Origin of the sequence: Nocardioides sp. NPDC051685 (assembly GCF_044453405.1) — a bacterium.
Lineage (GTDB): Bacteria > Actinomycetota > Actinomycetes > Propionibacteriales > Nocardioidaceae > Nocardioides.
The window spans coordinates 22,963-43,516 of sequence record NZ_JBITCR010000012.1 but is presented as its reverse complement, the minus strand read 5'-3'; the positions used below and the strand labels follow the sequence as shown (position 1 = coordinate 43,516).

17 protein-coding genes are annotated in these 20,554 nt (G+C 68.0%); 8 read left to right on the top strand and 9 right to left on the bottom strand.

Going from position 1 to position 20,554, the window contains the following annotated elements:
- Positions 1 to 113 precede the first annotated feature (113 nt).
- A complete protein-coding gene (locus tag ACIA03_RS25410) occupies positions 114 to 4,154 on the bottom strand; it encodes a carboxypeptidase regulatory-like domain-containing protein (RefSeq protein ID WP_396987752.1) in 4,041 nt (1,346 codons plus the stop codon).
- Positions 4,155 to 4,483: 329 nt separating this feature from the next.
- On the opposite strand from ACIA03_RS25410, the gene ACIA03_RS25405 reads away from it, so the two are divergent.
- Entirely contained in the window at positions 4,484 to 6,325 is a 1,842-nt protein-coding gene (locus tag ACIA03_RS25405) for a hypothetical protein (RefSeq protein WP_396987750.1), read from the top strand.
- A 1-nt stretch (position 6,326) separates the two neighbouring features.
- Here the strand turns inward: ACIA03_RS25405 and ACIA03_RS25400 are convergent, their stop codons facing one another.
- On the bottom strand, positions 6,327 to 6,866 hold the full coding sequence (locus ACIA03_RS25400) for a TOPRIM nucleotidyl transferase/hydrolase domain-containing protein (RefSeq protein WP_396987748.1): 540 nt from the start codon (positions 6,864 to 6,866) through the stop codon (positions 6,327 to 6,329).
- A gap of 75 nt (positions 6,867 to 6,941) precedes the next feature.
- Here ACIA03_RS25400 and ACIA03_RS25395 point away from each other — a divergent pair, with 75 nt between their 5' ends.
- Entirely contained in the window at positions 6,942 to 7,691 is a 750-nt protein-coding gene (locus ACIA03_RS25395; RefSeq protein WP_396987746.1) for a helix-turn-helix domain-containing protein, read from the top strand.
- A complete protein-coding gene (locus ACIA03_RS25390; protein ID WP_396987744.1) occupies positions 7,685 to 8,470 on the top strand; it encodes a hypothetical protein in 786 nt (261 codons plus the stop codon). The genes ACIA03_RS25395 and ACIA03_RS25390 overlap by 7 nt, the downstream gene beginning before the upstream one ends.
- 2 nt (positions 8,471 to 8,472) lie before the next feature.
- Here the strand turns inward: ACIA03_RS25390 and ACIA03_RS25385 are convergent, their stop codons facing one another.
- The 5 genes from ACIA03_RS25385 to ACIA03_RS25365 form a co-directional block, all read right to left on the bottom strand.
- Positions 8,473 to 9,078: a nucleoside/nucleotide kinase family protein gene (locus tag ACIA03_RS25385; protein ID WP_396987742.1), complete on the bottom strand. Its 606-nt coding sequence runs from the start codon at positions 9,076 to 9,078 to the stop codon at positions 8,473 to 8,475.
- 6 nt (positions 9,079 to 9,084) lie between these two features.
- On the bottom strand, positions 9,085 to 9,873 hold the full coding sequence (locus ACIA03_RS25380) for a hypothetical protein (RefSeq protein WP_396987740.1): 789 nt from the start codon (positions 9,871 to 9,873) through the stop codon (positions 9,085 to 9,087).
- Between the two features lie 157 nt (positions 9,874 to 10,030).
- Complete coding sequence (locus ACIA03_RS25375) at positions 10,031 to 10,828, bottom strand: helix-turn-helix domain-containing protein (RefSeq protein ID WP_396987738.1); 798 nt, start codon at positions 10,826 to 10,828, stop codon at positions 10,031 to 10,033.
- 46 nt (positions 10,829 to 10,874) lie between these two features.
- Entirely contained in the window at positions 10,875 to 12,410 is a 1,536-nt protein-coding gene (locus ACIA03_RS25370) for an alpha-N-arabinofuranosidase (protein WP_396987737.1), read from the bottom strand.
- A 253-nt stretch (positions 12,411 to 12,663) separates the two neighbouring features.
- Positions 12,664 to 13,686: a LacI family DNA-binding transcriptional regulator gene (locus tag ACIA03_RS25365; protein WP_396987735.1), complete on the bottom strand. Its 1,023-nt coding sequence runs from the start codon at positions 13,684 to 13,686 to the stop codon at positions 12,664 to 12,666.
- Positions 13,687 to 13,823: 137 nt separating this feature from the next.
- Here ACIA03_RS25365 and ACIA03_RS25360 point away from each other — a divergent pair, with 137 nt between their 5' ends.
- The 4 genes from ACIA03_RS25360 to ACIA03_RS25345 all read left to right on the top strand — a co-directional run bounded on the left by ACIA03_RS25360 (position 13,824) and on the right by ACIA03_RS25345 (position 18,254).
- Positions 13,824 to 14,075: a helix-turn-helix transcriptional regulator gene (locus ACIA03_RS25360; RefSeq protein WP_396987733.1), complete on the top strand. Its 252-nt coding sequence runs from the start codon at positions 13,824 to 13,826 to the stop codon at positions 14,073 to 14,075.
- Entirely contained in the window at positions 14,075 to 15,100 is a 1,026-nt protein-coding gene (locus ACIA03_RS25355; RefSeq protein WP_396987731.1) for a YDG/SRA domain-containing protein, read from the top strand. Before ACIA03_RS25360 ends, ACIA03_RS25355 begins: the two co-directional genes overlap by 1 nt.
- A 240-nt stretch (positions 15,101 to 15,340) precedes the next feature.
- Positions 15,341 to 17,800 carry a DNA/RNA non-specific endonuclease gene (locus tag ACIA03_RS25350; protein ID WP_396987729.1) on the top strand — a complete coding sequence of 820 codons (2,460 nt, stop codon included), beginning with the start codon at positions 15,341 to 15,343 and terminating at the stop codon, positions 17,798 to 17,800.
- Positions 17,784 to 18,254, top strand: a complete 471-nt coding sequence (locus tag ACIA03_RS25345) for an agglutinin cell wall attachment protein (protein ID WP_396987728.1) — start codon at positions 17,784 to 17,786, stop codon at positions 18,252 to 18,254. Before ACIA03_RS25350 ends, ACIA03_RS25345 begins: the two co-directional genes overlap by 17 nt.
- A gap of 82 nt (positions 18,255 to 18,336) precedes the next feature.
- Here the strand turns inward: ACIA03_RS25345 and ACIA03_RS25340 are convergent, their stop codons facing one another.
- Both ACIA03_RS25340 and ACIA03_RS25335 read right to left on the bottom strand, forming a co-directional pair.
- Entirely contained in the window at positions 18,337 to 18,792 is a 456-nt protein-coding gene (locus tag ACIA03_RS25340) for a hypothetical protein (RefSeq protein ID WP_396987726.1), read from the bottom strand.
- Positions 18,793 to 18,888: 96 nt separating this feature from the next.
- Positions 18,889 to 19,761, bottom strand: coding sequence for an AraC family transcriptional regulator (locus ACIA03_RS25335; RefSeq protein WP_396987949.1), 873 nt, complete (start codon positions 19,759 to 19,761; stop codon positions 18,889 to 18,891).
- A gap of 101 nt (positions 19,762 to 19,862) precedes the next feature.
- On the opposite strand from ACIA03_RS25335, the gene ACIA03_RS25330 reads away from it, so the two are divergent.
- On the top strand, positions 19,863 to 20,531 hold the full coding sequence (locus ACIA03_RS25330; RefSeq protein WP_396987725.1) for a class I SAM-dependent methyltransferase: 669 nt from the start codon (positions 19,863 to 19,865) through the stop codon (positions 20,529 to 20,531).
- The last annotated feature ends 23 nt before the right edge of the window (positions 20,532 to 20,554 follow it).

Below are 20,554 nucleotides of genomic sequence, written 5' to 3'. Positions count from 1 at the left end.
CAGGCGCGGCGATCGTACACCGCAGCACCGACATTCGAGGCCCGCCGGAGCGGTTCCGAACAAAGACGCGAAGGCCCCGGACACCTGCTGGTGCCCGGGGCCTCGCCGTCGGGCTAGCCCAACGGCTTCAGGTCGAAGTCGTAGACGGTCGTCTGACCAGCCACGATCTGCGCCTTCTTGGTCGCGGGCACGAACCCGTCGGCCGCGACGATCACCTGGAGCGGCGCGTTGGACTTCTGCATCCAGTACCCGTAGGTGCCGTCCGCAGATGTCCGAAGCGTCACGTCGTAGGACACCCCGTCGAGGGCCACCACCGCACCCTCGATCGGCGACCCCGAACCCGTCACCGTGCCCGTGATCTTGCCCCAGCCGGAGGGCGCCTTCACGATCATGGTCGCCGGGACCGGTGCCACGGTGTAGGGGGTGTTGTTCCCGATGACCACGTCGGCCGTATAGGTGCCCGGCTGGTCGACCGTGGCGGCGAACGTGACGATCGCGGTGACCGCCTTGCCCGGCGCCAGCGTGAACGACGGCGGCTGGACGTCCAGCCACGCGACGCCACCGCCGCCGGTCTCACCGGTCACATCGAGGATGATGTTGGAGTCGGGGAACCCGAGCTCCGCGGCATCGGTCGGCTCCGGCGTACCGCAGGCGTCGGAGGCCAGGTAGGTCGGCGAGGTCTCGGCCTCGGGGTTGCCGCCGAAGTAGACCGCACTGCCCGCGACGGAGACGACCAGGATGTCGTCGGGCGCGATCTCCGCGGAGGCCGCGACCGGCACCGTGTAGGTCGCCCCGAAGTCGCTGGTCACCGTCGTCGTGCCCGACCCGATCGGGGTCAGGTTGGCGAAGGTGAACGCAGCACCGGCCGGCAACGTGTAGAGCGTCGCCGTCACCGGCGTGTTCCCGTTGGCCGTCTCCTGGACCGCGAAGCTCACGCTGGTGGGCGTGAAGCTCCCCGAGATGCCGAAGTCGCCCGGTGAGTAGGTGCGCAGGATCGTCGTGGTCCCCGAGGGGCACGCGACCGAGCTGGACTGCACGACCTCGTGCGAGCTCGAGTGGGACAGCGTCGTCTCACCCGCCGGCGTGGGCGCGAGCGCCGTGACCGAAGGCTTCCCCGCCGAACCGAGCTTGCTTCCCGGCTTCGAGGAGGTCAGGCCCGACGACTTCGACCCGGCGCCCGGCGCCGTCTTGACCGCGGTGACCTTGTTGGTCGCGCTCTTGGTGACGCCGGCGGAGGCGGTCTTGTCGCCCAGGATGACGACCTCCTCCCCGGTGGCACCCAGATCGACCTCGGCGGGCGCGGACCCGGTGTTGGTGATCTTCAGGTTGCGGGAGACCGAGCCACCCATCGCGAGGCTGGCGTTGAGCGCCGTCTGGGTGACGGCGAGCCGGCCGGCCTTGAGCTGGGCGTCGGAGGTGACGGTCGCGTCCTCGGCGACGGTGACGTCGCGGCTGACCGACACGTAGTCGGGCGCGGTGATGCTCACGCCGTACGCACCGGTCACCATGTCGACGCTGTAGGAGCCGTCGGCGCCGGTCTCGACCGTCTTGGCGGAACCGCCGGCGGTCGGGGTCAGGGTGACCTCGGCACCGTCGATGCCGGACTTGGTGTTGTAGTCCGTGACGACACCGGAGACCGTGCCCATCGGGGCCAGGTCGAAGGTGATCGACTTGTCGTCGCTCAGCGAGGCGGTGTCGAGCGAGAACTGCGTGCCGATCTTGCCGGTGGTGTTCTCGATGCCGATGGTGGCCGAGCCACCGAGGGCCCGGTCGCCGCTGGGCAGGTCGCCGTAGCCCAGCTCGACCCGGCCGTCCTCGAAGAGGGTGACCGAGAAGTCGAGCGGGTCCGTCGTGCTCAGCGGGACGACGTCACGCCACTCGATGACGAATGCGTCCACGCCGTCGACCGTCGTCGCCCCGGTGAACACGTCCGCCTCACCACGAGCGTCGAGGTCGTCCCAGAACGGGTAGATCGCCGCGTTCGGCACGCTGACCGACGGGATCGCGCCGTTGTTGAAGGCCGCGTTCGAGGCGAGGAAGTTCAGGTGACCGTTCGAGGCGACGTACGCCTTGGTGTAGCTCTCGCCGTAGAGCGGGAAGCTGAACGGAAGGTCCACCGAACCCGCCACGTCGTCACCCTCGAGCCCGAGCGCGGTGGTCCCGGAACGTACGCCGTTCGAACCCTCGGAGCAGAAGTAGCCGTAGCCGTCGTAGGAGAAGACCACCTTCACCTGATGGGTCTTGTTGCCCGTGACCTCGATCTCCGAGCTCGTCGCCTCGGCACAGCCCGACCCCTCGGTGAAGATCGTGTACGTCCCCTCCGGCACGCCCGCGAACGAGTAGGTGCCGTCGGCGGCTGCGGTCGCGGACAGGTTGCCCGGCGACAGCTGGACCTCGGCCCCGGCGATGGGGGCATCGGTGCTGGCGTTGGTGACCGTGCCGCTGACCGTGTACTTCGGAGCCTCGGCGAGGTCGAAGTCGACGGTCGTGGTGGCGTCCTCCGTGACGGTCGCCGACCCGGTCTCGGTGACGTAACCGAAGGCCGTGGTGGTCACCTCGTAGTCACCGACGAAGACGTCGGCCGAGAAGTGACCCTCGGCGTCCGTCGTGAGGGTGCGGTCGAGAGCCGAGCCGTCGAGCTCGACGGTCGCGCCCGCGATCGGGTCGCCGCCGCTGGTGACGGTCCCGGCGACGGTGCCGCCCTCGGCCGGAGCCAGGGCGATCAGGCGCGCCAGGTCGAGGTAGCCCTCGCCGTACACGTTGTTGTTCTCGGCGGTGCCGCCGCAGGTGGTGTCGTCGACGTCGGTCGCCGCCTCGTTGAGCAGGCGGCGGGTCTCCTCGACGTTGCCGATCAGGGCCGGGTTGTAGCTCCACAGCGCGGCGACGGCGCCCGCGAGGTGCGGGGCGGCCATCGAGGTGCCGTTGTAGCTGGCGTACCCACCACCCGGGACGGACGAGCGTACGTTCACGCCCGGTGCCGCGATGTTGGGCTTGACCAGCCCGTCCTGGCCCGGGCCACGGCCCGAGAACGAGGCGACGGTGCCGGAGGAGTCGACCGCGCCCACCGAGTAGGTGAGCGTGTTCGCGCCCGGGGAGGACGTCCCCTGGCACATCGAGCCCGGGTTGCCCGAGGCCCACGAGGAGAACTGGCCGGCGGCGTTCCAGGCGGCGTTCACGTCGTCGAAGAAGGAGTCGATGTAGCCGACGCCGTTCCAGCCCCACGAGTTGTTGATGACGTGCGGACGCTTCGACACGTCCGGGTTCTCCCCGTCGGCGTCGGTCGGCTCCAGCAGCCACCAGCCCGAGTCGAGGAGACCGGCGTCGCTGCCGCAGCAGCCGTTGGTCTCGATCCACTCGGCGTCGGGCGCGACACCGATCTGGTTGCCGGCGCCGTCGTCGCCGACCATGGTGCCCATGGTGTGGGTGCCGTGGCCGTCGAGGTCACAGGGACCGCTGGAGCAGTCGCCGTAGGCGTCGAACCAGTTGTAGTCGTGGGTGAAGGTGCCGTCGCCGTTGTTGCCGCGGTACTGGTCGACCAGGGCCGGGTGGGTGTAGTCGGTCCCGGAGTCGACGCTGGAGACGACGATGCCGGCGCCGGTCGCGCCCTGCGCCCAGGCCTCGGGAGCGTGGATGAAGTCGATGCCCCACTCGGTGCCCTGCGGCGCCTTGGTGGCCGTCTCCTCCTTGACCGGCTCGACGAGCGAGAGCCTGGCCCGCTCGTGGACGGTCTTGATCTCCGGGTCGGCGGCCAGCTTCAGGGCCAGCTCCTCGGAGCCGTCCTTGACCAGGATCGCGTTCGAGATCGCGTACGTCTTGTAGCTGACCTTGGCGGCGTCGAGCTCGGCGACGGCGCCTGCCTGGGAGGCCTTCGCCGTCTTCTCCAGCGCGTCGACGACGTACTGGCCGCGCTTCGTCCAGTCCTTGATGGACGTGGCGGGCCCAAGGTTGGCCTTGTCGGAGAACCGGAGCCAGAAGTCGGTCGAGTCCGACTTCTCGAACTTCGACTCGAGGGTGGAGGAGAGCTTGGCCGCGGGGGCCTTGTCGTCGGCCGTAGGGGTGCCGGCGAATGCGGGGGTGGCGGCAAGCATCGCAGCGGTTGCGGCGAGTATGCCCGTGGCTGCTACGGCCGATCGGCCGAGGCGTGAATATCTCAAGGTGGGTCTCCTTGCGGAAACCGTCGGCAGAGCCCGTGATCAGATCGTGCGCGCTTCCCGGGTAATGCGGACGGATCGAATATTGCCGCCCGAAATCGTTCTCGGGATTTGTTACAGGTAAAGACATTCACAGCCCCGGAGCGCGGCAGATACCTGTCAATGTCGTAAAAGCGACACGGAGTCTAGACAGGTTGGCGAGTCAAATATGACACGGGTGTGTCATTGACACCGGCCCCGGTATCCACGCCGATCGGATGGCCCCACGAAGACCGCGGGTCGTTGGGGTAGGTCTCCTTTCCGTTCGCTGTACGTTTTGTGAAAGGAGGGGCATGTCTGCGATCAAGCGCGTGACGAACACGTCCGAGGCCGAGGCGCTGGCGGCGTTGCTCAACGGCGACACCCGCACCAAGCCGACCGTGGTGGTGACCGTCGCGTCCGGCCACACCGAGCCTTACGCCGACGTGGAGAGGATCGCGGCCGAGATCGGCGACCTCGCCGACCTCTACCTGGTCACGACCGGCGGCCACACCTGGGCCTTCTCCAACAAGATGACGCCGGGCACGCAGGTCTACGGCGGCGCCGGACGGGTCTACCCGATCGGCCTGGCGTGGAACGTCGATCTGAAGCAGGCGCCGCTCCGGTTCGCCTGGAACAGGTCCGAGGGCAAGAAGCTCACCGGACAGCTCATCGACGACGCCCTCGACATGGCCGCGGCCGCCGGCCTCTTCGACAGCGCTCGCACCGCCTCCACCCGCGAGCGCCGCGCCGGCACGGTGCGCTCGATCATGAGCGAGCGCGCGCTGGTCGACCTCGGCGGTGGCGACATGGCCTCGATCCCGCCCCAGCTCGCCCAGGCGGGGGTGCCGATCGAGCGCGTCCTCGCGCCCGGGATGGCGGTGTCCGGGGTGCTCGAGAAGAAGTCACGCTGGCTCGACATCCGGGAGAGCCGCCCCACCGCCGAGGAGGCACTGAAGGCGTACGCCGCCGGGGACGTCGTCCCCGCCGAGGTCCGCTCCGTCCTCGCCGGCTCCGCGGACCTGCGCCTGCATCCCGACGTCACCGTCGAGCTCTTCCGCTCGGATGTGACCGGCGACCCCGACGACGACCTCCAGGCCCTCCTCACCCCCGGCGAGGTCGTGCTCGCCCGGGTCGTCGCCACCGGCCCCAGGTGGCGGCTGTCGCTGCGCGAGGTCCGCGAGCACGACACGGCCCGCGAGGCCCTGGCCCTGTACGCCGGCGGCCCGCCCTGGCTCGACCCGGATGCGCCGCCGCCTGCTGTCGTCGACCATGTCGAGACCGTTCCCGAGCCTCAGGGAGTCGAGGCTGTCGAGGCCCCTGCGGAGGCGGCCCCTCCCGAGCCTGCTCCCGAGGCTCCGGCCAGGCCCGCGATCCCGACGCCCGCGATGATGCCGCGCCGCAGGGGCGAGCCGGTCCGTGCGGTCCGGCCGACGCCGGTGGCGGCGGCGTCGTCGCCCGAGCCGATCCCCATGCCGGAGAAGGAGGCCGCTCCGGCGAAGAAGGCCGCGGTGCAGTCGATGTCGCTGCAGGTCACCGCGATCAAGGCCGAGAAGGCTCACCTCGAGGCCGAGCTGGCCGAGCTCCGCGACCAGGTCTCGGGGCTGCGCAACGAACGGGTGCAGTTCGCCAAGGACCTCGCCCGTGCGGCCCGTCAGGTCGAGACCCGCGATGCCGAGCTGGCCCGGATGCGCTCTCAGCTGCGCCGCGCCAAGCAGCGGACCGCGCCGCCGGAGGTCGCCCTGCCCGTCTTCGCCGACCGTGAGCGCGGCTTCCGTCACCTGGTCGAGGCCGCCTGGGCCCGCCGGATCCCGGTCGGCGAGCAGGCCACCCGGCCGCTGCCCGAGTTCGCGATCGGCGAGCGGTTCCTCGACAGCGTCGACGCGCTCGAGGGCATCGCCCTCGACAAGATCGCCGACGTGGTCATGGAGGTGCTCACCGGCCTCGCGGAGCAGTCGACCGGTCGCGAGCTGCACCAGCTGCGTACTTCTGCCGGGGGCAACGCCGCGCCACAGTCCCGCCCCGACGGCGCGGTCTGCTACCGGGTCTCGATGCAGATCCACACGCCCAGTGCCCGCCGGCTGCACTTCTGGAAGTGCCCGGACGGCACCATCGAGCTCTCCCGGGTCGTCGTCCACGACGACATGGAGCCGTGACTCAGCCCCAGCACCAGGTCAGCAGACCGACCAGCGGGTCCGGGATCGACTCGATCTCGACGGCCTCACCGAGGATCGTGCCGTAGCGGATCTTGCGTCCCGAGGCGGTGCCGAAGAAGCGGTGCAGCTGGTCGGCGACCTCCTCGCCGCGGTGCTCGGGCTGGTTCTGCAGCGTACGGAACTTGCCGCCCTCGCCGTTGAGCTCGAGGATCTCGACGATCCGTGCCGCCCCGATCGCCCGGATCATCTCGTCCTCGAGGTCGCGCCGGCAGGCGAAGAACCCCTGCCCGGAGAGGTCCTCCCCGAGCTGTCGGCCCAGCGCGTTGGTGACGAAGTGCTCCTCCGCCTCGTCGTAGAGGCCTCCGACGCGGTGTCCTGCGGCCGTCGTCTCGCGGATGAACCGGCCGGCGTTGCCCGCGCCGTTCATCGAGACGACCTCGATGCCGAGCTCGGTCAGCTCTACCCCGTATCGCGGCGCCAACGCCTCCACCAGAGCCTTGTCCGACTCCCCCTCGACAAGCAGCGTGATCGGTCGCGTCATGGCGCACACCCTAGAAGAAACGTACGTCGGCATGCCTGGTCCATATATGCAACAGTCTGGACTAGCGTTGCATATATGGAACAGGACGTCGGACGGCTCGTCGCGGAGTGCATCGGACGCTCCGGGCTGAGCGCTCGGCAAGTGGCAGCGCGCGCCGGGGTGTCGGCCTCGACGGTTCACCGGATCGTCAACGGTGTGGTCAGTCCGTCTGTCGACACGCTCGACAACATCACCACGGCCTGCGGCGCCGGGCTGACGATGAGCGCCTCTCCGCTGGCGACGCCGTCGGCCGCGGCAGCGGCGCGCGCGATCCTCGATCAGCTGTATCCGGCCGACGTGTCCCCCGACATCGAGCTCTGGGCGGGCCGGCTCGACGCCTGGGCCGACGGCGACCCGATCCAGATCATCGAGGAGGCGGCGCGTGCCTCCGGCGTTCCGCACCGGCCCGATGCCCTCCTGCTGAGCGGGGAGGCGACCATCGGCCGGCTCGCCTCTGCCGGCGACGCCTCCGGCGGGCGCTGGGCACTCTCCGGCGCGGCCGGCCTGGACCTCCCCTCCTTCGACGAGGCCGTCCCGCGGGTCACGGTCCTGTGGTGCGAGGACCCGACCGCGGTCCAGCCCCTCCTCGTCGACGGCACGCTCCGCCCCGCGCCGGCCTCACAGCACGCGACCGTGGTCGTCGTCGCCGCCGAACCCGACCTGTTCATCGGTGCGTTCGAGCGTGACCGGGTCGTCTACGCGGCGCCGATCCAGATCGCCATCGACGCCATCTCGGTCGGCGGCGACGCCGCGGACCGGGCCCGCGAGGAGATCCGGACATGGTGACGAAGCAGCCCCGCTGGGCGCCCGACCCCGAGACGTACGCTGCCCGCAAGTCGGCCACGAGCGACATCTATCGCGAGGTCGCGGACCGCGAGGACCAGGTGCGCGACACCGGCGTCTGGTGGACGGAGGTCGACACCGCCCGGATGCTCCCGAGCGACACCGAGAGCGCCTGGCGGCGGTTCCGCGCGAGCCTGCCCGAGCTGGTCTGGAACGCGGCGCGGCTCGAAGGCAACAGCTTCACCCTTGCCGAGGTCCGCACCCTCCTCGCCGGCGTCACCGTCGGCGGCCACCTCTCTGGGGACGAGGCGCAGGTGCTGGCGCTCAGCGAGGCGTACGGCACGCTCCGCGACCTGGTCGGCTACGGCAGGTTCCATATCGACAAATCGACGTCCGACCGTCTCAACCGGATCGTCGCCCGCTACGAGACGCCTGACGCCGGGAGGTTCCGCGGCGAGGGCACGCTGCGCCGCAACAGCAGCGAGCAGCTCCGCGCCCGCTTCGCCACGCTGCAGGAGCGTGTCGCCGAGACCGACGACCCACGGCTCCAGGCGCTCGTCTACTTCTGCTCCGCCGCCCGGACCCAGTTCTACGCGGGCGCCAACAAGCGCACCGCTCTGCTGATGACGACCGGCATCCTGTTGTCCAACGGCTTCGACGCCATCACCGTCCCGCACTCCCGGCGCCTCGAGCTCGACCACGCCCTCGAGACTCTCGACACCACCGACGAAGCCACCGAGCTGATGGCCCTCATGGTCGACTGCGCTGCCTCGGAGGGCTGAGCTCACAGCACCAGATCGGCCCGATGCCGGGTCGCCCGCACCAGCGCGGCGTTGCGCAGGTCGCTCTCGGCGATCTTGGCCTCCGCCTCCGCCCGCGACCTCCCGCCGGCGAGGAACCGCTCGAGCAGCCGGGGCACGAGGATGTCGTCGGGGACGTCGACGAACCACGCCTCGTCGAGCAGGCTGCGTACGTCCTTCCAGGGGCCCTCGTCCAGGAGCAGGTAGTTGCCCTCGGTGATCACGATCGGCTCGTCCTCGATCACGACGCCTGCGGGCACCGGTTCGTCGGTGACCCGGCTGAACGTCGGCCACTCAACCCGTCCCGGCCGCGCCCGCACCCGTCGCAAAGCCGCCACATACCCCTCGGCGTCGAAGGTGTCCGGCTCCCCCTTGCGTGCCCTCGCACTCATCTCGTCCAGCTCCGCGTTGCGCCGATGGAACCCGTCCATCGGCGCCACCACCGCGACCCTTCCGGCTTCGTTGAGTACGTCCCGCAGCCGCTCCGCCAGCGTCGACTTCCCCGCCCCCGGCGGCCCGACGATCCCCAGGACATGCCGACCCATACCCGCGCGCTCTTGCACCCGCTCAGCGAGCTCGGCGACGTCCATCACTCGTCACGCCCTGAACGCACTGAACCATGTGCTGATCGTGTCGCCGACCTCGTCAGGAGGAACGAATACCGCCAGGTCGGCAGTTGCAAGGCTCTGGATGTGGCCGTCCCCGATGATCGTCCTCAGATAGCTCTGGCCAAGGCGGATTGCCTCGCCGCACTGCGGATCATCACCATGTTCGTCGAACTTCGCTCGCACCGCTGCGCCATCGCTCGTCGCCAGCAGTCGCCAGACGTCGACTGCATCTTTAGGACGGACGCGATCTCGACCGTTCCCATCACGCTCGCGGATCCGCTCGCCGAGCTTGTATGCCTTCGCGCAGAGCAGACCGGCATATCCGGCCACCCACGCATCCCTCATCGAGCCGTCGACGAAGTTCTCGACCTTCATCAGTGATCGATCTAGGACAACGAGCTCCAGGCCCGGCGTGTGGCGCGTCGCCTGTTTGCCATGGCTCTTGAGCGCGTGGGCAGACCGACGCCCGCCTCCCGCGATCGAGGTCGGCACCAGGAGGTCGACCTCTCCGATCGGGTCGCCCGACGTGCCTATCCCAGTTGCCCACAGGCCGGGCTGCGCCCCGTATCGGCGGCGCAGTCCAGGATCGTGGTGACGTGCTTCGTCCTCGAGCTCCGCAAGAGTCCGGAACCCTGCCCCGCGCATCGCTGTCTCCAGTCGTGGCTCAGCGCCCACCAGCGCTGGCGTCAGGGCAAGGTCTCCGTCCTTGGTGGCGTCCGCCGCTATGTCGAGGTCGCGGGTGCGCTCGAAGACCGCGTGGGCGCCTGCAACGGTCACCGCATCACGGTGCGAGGCGATGGCGTCCAATGCAGCACACAGCGCTGCTCGGCTCGGCGCCATAGCCGCATGGACCCCCGCGAACGCTCGTGATGAGGCCGGCATCTGCAGCCTTGCCGCGACTTCCACGAACGGGCTGATGGAACGGCGAGACCCGTCAGGCACTGTGCACACCTTTGTCTTCGGATTCAGGCGCAAGCAGCGCCTCCAGGATGGTGTCGGCCTGCTCTGGCACCCGGTCGTTTCCGCCATAGCAGTCGAGGACGATCTGCCAGGGCGCGACGTACCAAAGGCCGTCCTCCTGCCAACGACCGGCCTCGCTGAAGCCGTCGAACGGAAGCAAAGTGATCGGCTTGCCCCACTCCCGCGGCCCTTTGAAGACCAGACCGAGCGCGTCGATCGCGGCGTCCACGTTCTCCACGTAGAACGTAGGCTGGCTTTCACTCGCCGAATAGACCAGGCGGTTGGCCGCGCGGTCCCCCGTCCCGGCCCATGCAAGATCGGCCCGGATCAGTCCGTCGGCGACGTCGTCCCAACCGCGGTCCTGACGCACCCTGACCACCTTGGGTCGATAGGCGAGAGCCGCCGCGCGACCGGCCCGGAAGGCGAAGGTCTGCAGGTCGGGGACGGTGACGTCACCGACGCCGTCCAGCTTCAACGTCCCGGTCATGATCCACCGGTTGATCCAGTAGTCGGCCTCTGGTGGTTCCTCCCCGACGCCGAGGATCCAGCGCGCTGTGGCCGCGGCGAGAGGGTCGGACACCGGGTCGAACCGCTCGTCGAGGCCGACCGCGTCGAGCAGTTTGAGCACCACGTCGTACGTCGGGTTCATCTTGCCCGACTCGACCCTTGTCACGGTCGACGGAGATACCCCCGCCAGCGCTGCCACTTGACGGGCGGACAGCGCGTTCATCATCCGCGCGGTGCGCAGCCGCTGGGCGAGGGTCCCCTCCATGAACACGAACCTACGCCTTGGCGTTGCTGATCCGCAACACCGAAACTCAGGCCACGGCGACCTCGAACTCCACGACCGCCCACGACAGCGGGGGCAGGGTGAGCCGGGCCGCGCCGTCCTGGACCCCGATGCCTTCGAGTGGCACCAGCCCGACAACGTCGGGAGCGGACTCGACGTTGGATGAATGCCGGTCGCCGCCCTCGGGAATGGTGAGGACCTCGGCGCTCGCCACGCGGGTGACTCCCAGACCGCGCAGGTCGACCGTCACATCCGAAGCCTCCTCGAGCCCACGGTTGGCGACGAAGAGCGCGACCCGGCTGTCGGTCTTCGACCAGGTGGCGGCAGCATCGATGACGTCGACGTCGCCGAACTTCTCGGTGGCGATCTGGTCGGCCGAGACCGCCAGCCGCAGGATCTGCCCACGGGCCAACGCAGCCATCCGGGCGAACGGCCAAAAGATCGTCTGCCGCCAGGCGGAGCCGCCCTCCTCCGAGCGGATCGGGGCGATCACGTTGACCAGCTGCGCCTGGTTGGCGATCCGGACGCGGTCGCCGTGGCGCAGCAGGCTGTTGAGCAGGGTGCCGACGACCACGGCATCGGTGACGGAGTAGGTGTCCTCGATCAGCCGCGGGTGCTCGCGCCACTCCTTCCTCACCTGGTGAGGCTGGTCGGCGGTGTCGAGCCCTTCCATGTACCAGACGTTCCACTCGTCGAAGGAGATGTCGACCTGCTTGGTGTGCTTGCCGGCCGCCTTGACGGCGTCGATGGTCGCCACGACACCGTCGATGAAGGCGTCCATCCCGACCGCCTCGGCCAGGAAGGAGGCGGCGTCGCCGGAGCGCTCCTGGTAGTACTCGTGCATCGAGATGTAGTCGATCTCGTCGTAGGCGTGGGTCAGCACGGTGTGCTCCCACGAGCCGAAGGTCTCCATGTAGCGGTTCGACGAGCCGACCGCGACCAGCTCGATCGAGTCGTCGACGAGCTTCATCGCCTTGGCCGTCTCCTGCGCCAGCCGGCCGTACTCGTGCGCTGTCTTGTGGCCGATCTGCCAGGGCCCGTCGAGCTCGTTGCCCAGGCACCACAGCTTGATGTCGAAGGGCTCCTCCGCGCCGTTGCGCCGGCGAAGATCCGACCAGTACGTCCCGCCGGGATGGTTCGCGTACTCGACCAGCGCCCGCGCCTCCTCCACCCCACGCGTACCGAGGTTGATCGCCTCCATCACCTCGACGTCGGCCTCCCGGGCCCAGCCCATGAACTCGTGGAGCCCGAACTCGTTGGTCTCGATCGTGTGCCAGGCGCCGTCGAGGCGGCGGGGCCGGTCCGCGACCGGGCCGATCCCGTCCTCCCAGTGGTAGCCGGAGACGAAGTTGCCGCCGGGGTAGCGTACGACCGTCGGGCCCAGCTCCCGGACGAGCTCGAGCACGTCCTTGCGGTAGCCGCGGTCGTCGGCCGTCGGGTGGTCGGGTTCGTAGATGCCGGTGTAGACGCACCTCCCCATGTGCTCGACGAACGAGCCGAAGAGACGACGGGGTACGTCGGCGATGGTGAAGTCACGGTCGATGGTGATACGTGCGTGGGTCATAGGTCTCCTAGCGTTGCACGCGCACTATTACATCGTTGTAATGGCGTGGGCAAGGGTCTCGTCCTCCCCTATTCGGTGGATCCCTCCCGACGCCGACCGACCGGGTCTCGATCACGAGGGCCAATGGAGGCATGACGTCCCGAAAGCCACCCTCCCGATGAGCACGACGCTCCTCATCGGTGCGGGTATCGGCTACCTGCTGGGCATCCTCGTCGGCGCGTGGATCGCCCGCGGCCGCCGGACCGCCCACTAGCTACCGCGTGGTGCTCCCCCGGACGACCAGCTCGTGCGGGATCGCGACTGCGCGCGGCGGCGCGGTTCGGTCACCGATCCGGGTCAGCAGCAGGTCGACCGCTGCCTCGGCGTACGCGCGCCGGTCCAGGGCGACCGTGGTCAGCGTCGGGTTCATGAAGCGGGCGTGCTCGACGTCGTCGAAACCGGTGACCAGGACGTCCCGGGGCACCTCGAGCCCATGCTCCTGGAGCACATGCATCGCCCCGAACGCGATCGAGTCGGTGAAGGCCATGATCGCGTCGAAGGTTGTTCCCCGGTTCAGCAGCTCTTTTGCCGCCCCGGCCCCGCCGACCATCGACCACTCCTCGACGTTCACCTCGAGCGCCTGGTCCGGCTCGATGTCGTGGTCGCGGAGTGCGCGGTGATAGCCCTCGAGCCGCTGGACGCTGGTGGCCACGGCGTCGACAGCCCCCGTCTCGCCGCCTAGGACGGCGATCCTGCGCGCACCCCGGTCCAGGAGGTGAGCCGCCACCTCGTACCCCGCCTGCCGGCTGTCGATCAGCACCCGGTCGACCTTGTGCTGCTCGACCTCCCCGATCAGCACGACCGGCGGCACCTGATCGTCATGGACGATGATGCTGTCCTGGAGCCGGATCGGGTTGAGGATCAGGCCGTCGACGAGGTGCTCGCGGGCACGCGAGACGAGATCGTGCTCCCGCTTCGGCTCGGCCCCCGTCTCCTCGATCTGCACCGCCATCCCCCGCGCGTGCGCCACCTGCACCGCCCAGTGCACCATCTCGGCCGAGAAGGCCGTCGACAGGTCCGGCAGCGCCAGCGCGATCACCCCCGACCGCCCGTTCCGCAGGCTCCGGGCACTCAGGTTCGGCACGAAGTCCAGCTCCGCGACCGCCGCCAGCACCTTCTCGCGGGTGTCGGGACGTACGAGCGCCGTCTCGTTCATCACGTTCGAGACCGTCTTCGGCGACACCCCCGCCAGCGCCGCGACATCCTTCACCGTCGCCCGCCGCGACCCCCTGGTCATGGGGTCAGAGTATGCGAGCACACCCTCTGTGCCCTGCGGAACGGGGAGCTTCGGCCAGACGAGAGCGTCCAGTAGCCAGCCTCGTACAGAACTTTTATGTTCTCGTCTGGCGAATGCATGTTGACCAATGTTGACGCGTGTCGAAAACCAAGGCCGGAACCCACCGACCTCTGCCCACAACCACGGCGCAGACTCTCGCTTCACGCCTGCGCTATCTCCGCGAACAAGCAGGACTCACTCAAGAGCAGGTGGCCGGCTCCGCCGACGTTTCCGTCCAAATGGTTCGACGTCTCGAAGCTGGCACCGCCAATCCCACTCTCGGCACGCTCCACGCGGTTACCACCGCACTCGACATCGCGTGGACCGATCTCTTCCTAGAGATCAAGTAATGGCCGAGTACTTCTTCGGAGAGATCCCGGGACAGCCCGTTGGCACTTCGTACGCCCGCCGCCGCGCCCTGGCGGATGCCGGCGTCCACCAAGTCCTTCAACAAGGCATCGCCGGAAACCGCCGTGTCGGGTGCGCCTCCATCGTGGTTTCAGGGGGCTACGAGACTGACGAAGACTACGGACACGAGATCTTCTACACCGGCGCAGGCGGACAGGATCGCGACACTAAGAAGCCGGTCGAGGACCAATCCCTCGACAAGAACGACAACGCGGCCCTGGTGCGCTCGGAGGAGACTGGTCTCCCTGTCCGTGTCGTTCGAGGCAAAGCATCGGACAGCGAATACGCGCCCGACGTTGACTATCGATACGACGGCCTTTACAAGGTGGTCAACCACTATGAGAACTACCCGGACGACGGATTCCGTCGCTGGATGTTCCACCTGGTCCAACTCACCCCTGAGGAAGCGGCCCCGTACACACCTACAGAGAACGCGTCCGCAAACAGGCGCGCGTATGTCGAACTCGGCCTCGGCTCGGAACCCCGCCGCTCTGATACCCCGCTTTCAACGGACCCATCCCGAGTCGACCCGTTCTACGACAAGCCGGTCGAACTCATCCTCCCACCAGGCAAGACTGATCCGGGCACGAAGACCGTCATCAGCCAACGAGTTATCCGAGACACGAAGGTCACTGCCATGGTGAAAGCCATGTACGCAAACACCTGTCAGGTCTGCGGGATCCGGATCGAAGTTAGAGCCGGCGGGTACTCAGAAGGTGCGCACATCCGACCTCTCGGCAGGCCGCACCACGGTCCAGACACCATGAACAACATCCTCTGCCTCTGCCCTAACCATCACGCAGCCTTCGATAAGGGCGGGCTCTACCTGGACGACGCCCTGACCGCTTACACCGCGGACGGCTCAGTCCTCGGCACGTTGTCGTTACACGCTGACCACGACATTGATCTGAACAACGTCCGCTACCATCGCAACTTTCACCGACACGGCATCATCGAACATCCGTGAGCCCGCAGGCCGCTACTGCCAGTGCGGTTGCAGCCTCGGCGAAAGCCAGCGAAGCCGGCGCACGGGTCACCAACCGCGACGGTCGTGACCAGGAACTGGCCTCGCCCGCCGCGTCGCGGCCGCACCAGGGGTCGGTGACCTGCTTCTCGACGCGTTAAGCAAAGACGGCCTGGCCCTACTGCGCGAGATTCTTTGCTTGATTCGGTTTAGATGTCGGTGGTCGCGGGTAGAACACTTCACGTGAAGGCTGCTCGGGCGGCATCGAGGGATCGGGGAGGCAGGCGGGCGTTTGGCCGACTGCTGGCCTTGGCAACCCTTCTGCTCACGTTGCTCACCATGCTCCCGGCTGCGGCGATCGACGTACCGTTCGACCCGTTGCCGATCCCGGGCGAGGACGCGTGCAACAACCTCGATGCGCCGATTCCGGCTTCACCTCATGGGTTCGGATCGTTCGTCGTCGAGCTCGATATCGATCGTGCGGGACGCTCGGCAGATCCGTTCGCGGCTCAACACCCGGCGTCGATCGAATCGGTCTACGGAACCTCGCCGCAATGGTTCACCTACGACAACGGCTGCACGGGACAGTTCGTGGCCGACGCCGGGACGGCCATCAGCAACATCCTGCTGGAACTTTCCGGCCTGCTGCCGAACTGGTCCCACGCTCTGCTTCACTCGGTGCTCTCCCCCAGCTCATGGCTGATCGCACTCGAAGAACCCGTCGTGGATGCCACGACTGCAACCGCACAGGGAGTGTGGTCGCCATGGTTGCCGATCGTCCTCCTTCTCGTCGCCGTGATCATCATCTTGCGGTCACGGGCCGGTCGATTCGCCGGGTCGGCCACCGCAGCAGCCTGGGCGCTTCTCGTACTCGGCCTCTCGTCCTGGTTGATGAACTACCCGTTGGAGGCCGTCCACCTCGTCGATGACGGAGTGCGCGGAGCGACCGAGCTGATCGCCACGTCGTTCAACGACGACAAGGCTCTCCCGGAGGACGCCAAAGACCTCGGCGACGAGTCGGCGGTGGTCGCGGTGGACATCCAGTTCGACCACATCGTCCGAACCACGCAGTACCGCACCTGGGCGACGGGAGTTTTCGGCAATCCGGACTCGACGACAGCCAAGGAGTACGGGCCTAAGGTCTTCGCCGCAACGCACTTCTCCTGGGAGGAGTACGAGACCTACCGCGGCGATCCCGAGGGCGCCGGCGCGAAGATCGTCGAGAAGAAGGCCGATGACTTCAAGACGTACGCCGAGCAGATCAAAGAGACCGACGCGCTCGCGTACGACCACTTCAAAGGCGGCCACTGGTCACAGCGAGTCACCACCTCGCTCGTGAACCTCGTCATGATCTTGGTGACCTGCGGTTTCTTGCTCCTCGCTGCTCTCGCCACGCTGCTCGCGTACGCCCTGATCCGGCTTCTTGTCCCCTTCTCACCGGCACTGGGTGTGCTGTTCACGATCGACCACACGCGCGACGCAGCGGTCGCGATGCTCAAGCGCGTCGCCGGCCCGTTGGTGATGGGTCCCGTCTGTTTCCTCGTCGGACTTCTGCTGCTGAGATTCTTCGCTGCCATCCTTGCCTCCGACACCATCTGGTTCGTCCTCAAGCTGGGTCTCATCGGCGTCCTGACCTATGTCGCTTGGAAGCTGGTGCGTCCGCAGGCGTACACCGTCGGCCCTGTCCTGAACCGCGCCTTCGCGCCTCTCAGGGCAGCCGTGGCAGCACGAGCGGGTGCTGCGTCTGGAACACAAAGCGTCGCCAACAGAGTCGAGGCGACACCCACACACGCTGGTCCGCGGTCGGCCAGCTTCGCTCTTCCGTACCTGCCACCGCCCGGGGCGACTTGGACCGATCCTGATGCGGCCAGCTTCGTGCCGTACGTTCCAGCGCCAAAGGCGCTGGAGGCATCGCCCTCGGCCGAGGTAGGGCTCGTCGCGCGCTCGCCAGCCACACCGCCTGCGAGCAAGAGAGATCCGCAGTACGGCTGGCCGATCGGGCCGCACCCACTTGTCAGGGCTAGCGAGATGTACCCGGCGCCACCTGTAAGGCGAACGGCCGCGATCATGCCTCTCGGACCTAGGACCCGGTTCCCACCGGACGGTCTCAAGCTGGAGCCAAGCACGGCCTACCAAGTGGCTGGGCGCGGGACCTACTACACGGACGAAGAGGGAAGCGTCATCCACGTCGAGACGGCGTTCGGAGCGAAGGGCAACCTGAACTGGGACCTGAACTACCCAGCGGCCAACGTGACCTACGTTGTCAGCGACCGGTTCCGCTACGACACCGACAACGGAACCAGGACCGTGAGAGCGAGCGACGTACAAGCTAGGCGCGGCGATGCGCCGCGGTCACCGTCGATCCAGTCGTCAGTCGGAAGAGCCGCCGGAGACGGCTATGACGGCGGCCATCTCCACCAGAACGCACACGCGGGAGGAGCGGAGCGAATCAATATCGTCGCCATGCTCCAGGAACTGAATCGGTCCGGCTCGCAGGAGTACGGCTCCATCCCGAACAGCTTCTACCGACTTGAGACCGAACTGCGTGCCATGGTCGACACCGGGCGTAACGTCGAGATTGATTTGTACATCGACTACCCCGAGGACAGCGACAGCCGAACGCCGACGGCCATCACCGCCGAGTACCGGATCGACGGCGGAGACCCCATACGAGAGGAATTCGAGAATGTCCGAGACGACTGATCCCGAGGTTCCGGCACTGATCCGCCAGGGCGAACTGATCGAGGAGATCTCATCGCTTCTGTCGGAGAGTGTCACGGGAGACTGGACGAAACTCGTCCTCAATCGGCGCGCCTTGTCGATGTTCTCGGAAGAGACCATGCAGGTCACCCGCCCTGACGGTTCCACAACCGGAACTCTGGGACCACGACAGGCATCGAAGCTGTTCAAAGAACTGCGCCACGTCATGTACCGACCGGGAGCAGGCACCTGGCTGTCATTGGAGTGGACCGTGACGAACCAGGGCGGACAGCGAAGGGCGGATGTCGACTTCAACTACGACGACGAGCCCGCATGGCGGCGCGACATCGATCCGGGTCTGTACGGACTCGACCTCGACAAGTTCCCGCGACGTGAGGACGCCATTCCTGACTGGCTCAAGGCGAAACTGGCCGAAGCCCGCGCACGTGCCAAGTGATGCTGTTTCAGGCTTCAATCTTGGCGAGGCTGAGGTCGAGACGGTGGAGGAAGGTTGAGAAACGTACGGAAGCTGCTCGATCCTACGACCTTGTCATGTCCGCTCGTGCCGTGCGCATCACCCGATCGACCTCCTTCAGCGCTTGATGGCGGCGCTCGACGAGGTCATCCATCTCCACGGGTTCGGTCCCTATCGACCTAATCGATTCTCGCACCGTCTCCAACTCGGCCAACAGGTCCTCGTCGCCGCTGAGGATGGCGACCTGACCGATGACAGCCCGAAGGCGGGACTCCATGCCGTACATCGCCATCCGGCGTGGCTCTCGCTCGTCCTCTGGAAGATTCTTGATGCGCGCGTCAGATCTGTCGAAGCAGACGCGCAGGTACTCATACAGTCCCCCGGCACACTCTCCGTATACGACGAGCTTTGCCTCGAGAACTCGATTGTCCCGGTCCTTACGACGGGCGATTTCCCCCGAGAGCCAGGTTGCGCCCAAGGTGGCAATCAAGCCCATGGCCGCCACGATGATGGTGATCACCTCGGTGACCATAGTGCTGCGTGGACTGAACGGCAGGGGAATGTGCGGACTCGAGCCACGCTTCGCCGAAGTGCGGTAGGAGAACGCCACGGCCGCTCAAGCCTCCCGGCGCCAGCGGTCGGGGGTGGTGCCGTAACGGGCCTTGAAGCGGCGTACGAGGTAGCCGGGGTCGGTGAGGCCGGTGCGGGTGGAGATGACCGACAGGGGCAGGTCGGTTTCGCGGAGGAGGCGGCGGGCTTCGGTGAGGCGGCGCTCGGTGAGCCAGTCGAGGAGCGTACGGCCGGTGCGTTGGCGGACGACGGTGGTGAGGTGGCCGGGGGTGTAGCCCAGGGATCGGGCCAGGTCGCCGGCGGAGACGCGGGTGGCGTACGTCCTCTCGATCTCGTCGAAGACGCGGGTGACCAGCGGGTCCGGGGCGATCGGAGCAGACGGGGCCAGGCGGGCCGACGCCACGAGGAGCTGAGACAGGAGCGCGGTGACGGCGTCGTGGGCGCCGAGGCGGTCGGGGTGGCGTAGCTCGTCGGCCAGCTCGGTCAGCCAGGCCTGCCAGCGGGGGCGCTCGGGTTCGGGCACCACCGCGCGACGGCCGTCGGCGGCGAACAACGCGAGCAGCGGGTGGTGGGCCCAGGTGAGCGGGGAGATGGATGCCAATGAGGGGATGGCGTCGGGGGTGAACGCCACCGACCAGGCCCGGGCGTGGGTGAGCTCGGCGATCGACTCGGCCGCGACGACCTCACCCGGGGCGACCGCGTGGACCTCGCCGTCACGCAGCGCCACCTGCTTCCCGTCGAGGTCGACGGCGCCGCCGCCGTGCTCGATGTAGGCCAGCACCCAGAAGTCGTGGGCGTGCCGGTTGCCGGGAGGCAGGTGCTCGGTGTCGCAGTCGGGATCGAGGGGTACGACCCTGACCGCCGGCATGCCGGGGCTCTGGTCCCAGCCGTAGACCGGGGTGCCGTCGGCGCGCACCATCCGCACAGGACGACCACCCGCCAAGGCATGATCCGAAGAACGTCCCATCGCTACCGACTTCCCTCCCACCGCAAATCCGCAGAATATCCCATCGTGGAACCATGACCACCATACAGATCATCGACGGCCGCGCCGAGAGCGATCAGGGCCGAGACTTCCTCCCCGGCATGGGCCGCACCTGGCTCCTCCCCCTCTACGACCTCTTCACCCGCTTCGCCCGCGTGCGCAAGCTCCACGAACGGACGGTCGAGCTCGCCGGCATCCAGCCCGGCCAGAGCGTGCTCGACGTCGGCTGCGGCACCGCCAACCTCTCCTTCGCGGTGCTCCGCGCCGTCCCCGAGGCCGTCGTCACCGGGCACGACCCCGACGCCGGCGCGCTGCGGATCGCCGCCCGGAAGGCGGGTCGGCGCGGCGTACGTCTCTCGCTGGTGCAGGGGTACGCCGACCGGCTGCTGCCGAAGGACGGCAGCGTCGACCACATCGTCTCCTCGCTCGCGCTGCACCACGTCGACGATGCCGGGCGCGAGGGGTTCGGGCGCGAGGCGTATCGGGTGCTCGAGCCCGGTGGTCGGGTCACCATCGTCGACTTCGGCGCCCCCGACCACGGACACGGCGGGCACGGGCACCGCGGGATGAACGCCCACACCGAGCGCAACCTCGACAACGGGATCGTCACCATCCTGACCGACGCCGGGTTCACCGACGCCCGCGAGATCGACCACATCGAGCACCGGTTCGGGCCGATCACGATCGTCCAGGCGACCCGCTGACAGACCTCGGTGTTAGACCCGCG

Coding starts and splice junctions, on each gene's coding strand:
- ACIA03_RS25355 (WP_396987731.1), top strand. CDS start 14,075: ATGGCCGAGTACTTCTTCGGAGAGATCCCGGGACAGCCCGTTGGCACT.
- ACIA03_RS25345 (WP_396987728.1), top strand. CDS start 17,784: ATGTCCGAGACGACTGATCCCGAGGTTCCGGCACTGATCCGCCAGGGC.
- ACIA03_RS25390 (WP_396987744.1), top strand. CDS start 7,685: ATGGTGACGAAGCAGCCCCGCTGGGCGCCCGACCCCGAGACGTACGCT.
- ACIA03_RS25370 (WP_396987737.1), bottom strand. CDS start 12,410: ATGACCCACGCACGTATCACCATCGACCGTGACTTCACCATCGCCGAC.
- ACIA03_RS25385 (WP_396987742.1), bottom strand. CDS start 9,078: ATGGACGTCGCCGAGCTCGCTGAGCGGGTGCAAGAGCGCGCGGGTATG.
- ACIA03_RS25395 (WP_396987746.1), top strand. CDS start 6,942: ATGGAACAGGACGTCGGACGGCTCGTCGCGGAGTGCATCGGACGCTCC.
- ACIA03_RS25375 (WP_396987738.1), bottom strand. CDS start 10,828: ATGGAGGGGACCCTCGCCCAGCGGCTGCGCACCGCGCGGATGATGAAC.
- ACIA03_RS25405 (WP_396987750.1), top strand. CDS start 4,484: ATGTCTGCGATCAAGCGCGTGACGAACACGTCCGAGGCCGAGGCGCTG.
- ACIA03_RS25335 (WP_396987949.1), bottom strand. CDS start 19,761: ATGGTGCGCGCCGACGGCACCCCGGTCTACGGCTGGGACCAGAGCCCC.
- ACIA03_RS25400 (WP_396987748.1), bottom strand. CDS start 6,866: ATGACGCGACCGATCACGCTGCTTGTCGAGGGGGAGTCGGACAAGGCT.
- ACIA03_RS25365 (WP_396987735.1), bottom strand. CDS start 13,686: ATGACCAGGGGGTCGCGGCGGGCGACGGTGAAGGATGTCGCGGCGCTG.
- ACIA03_RS25330 (WP_396987725.1), top strand. CDS start 19,863: ATGACCACCATACAGATCATCGACGGCCGCGCCGAGAGCGATCAGGGC.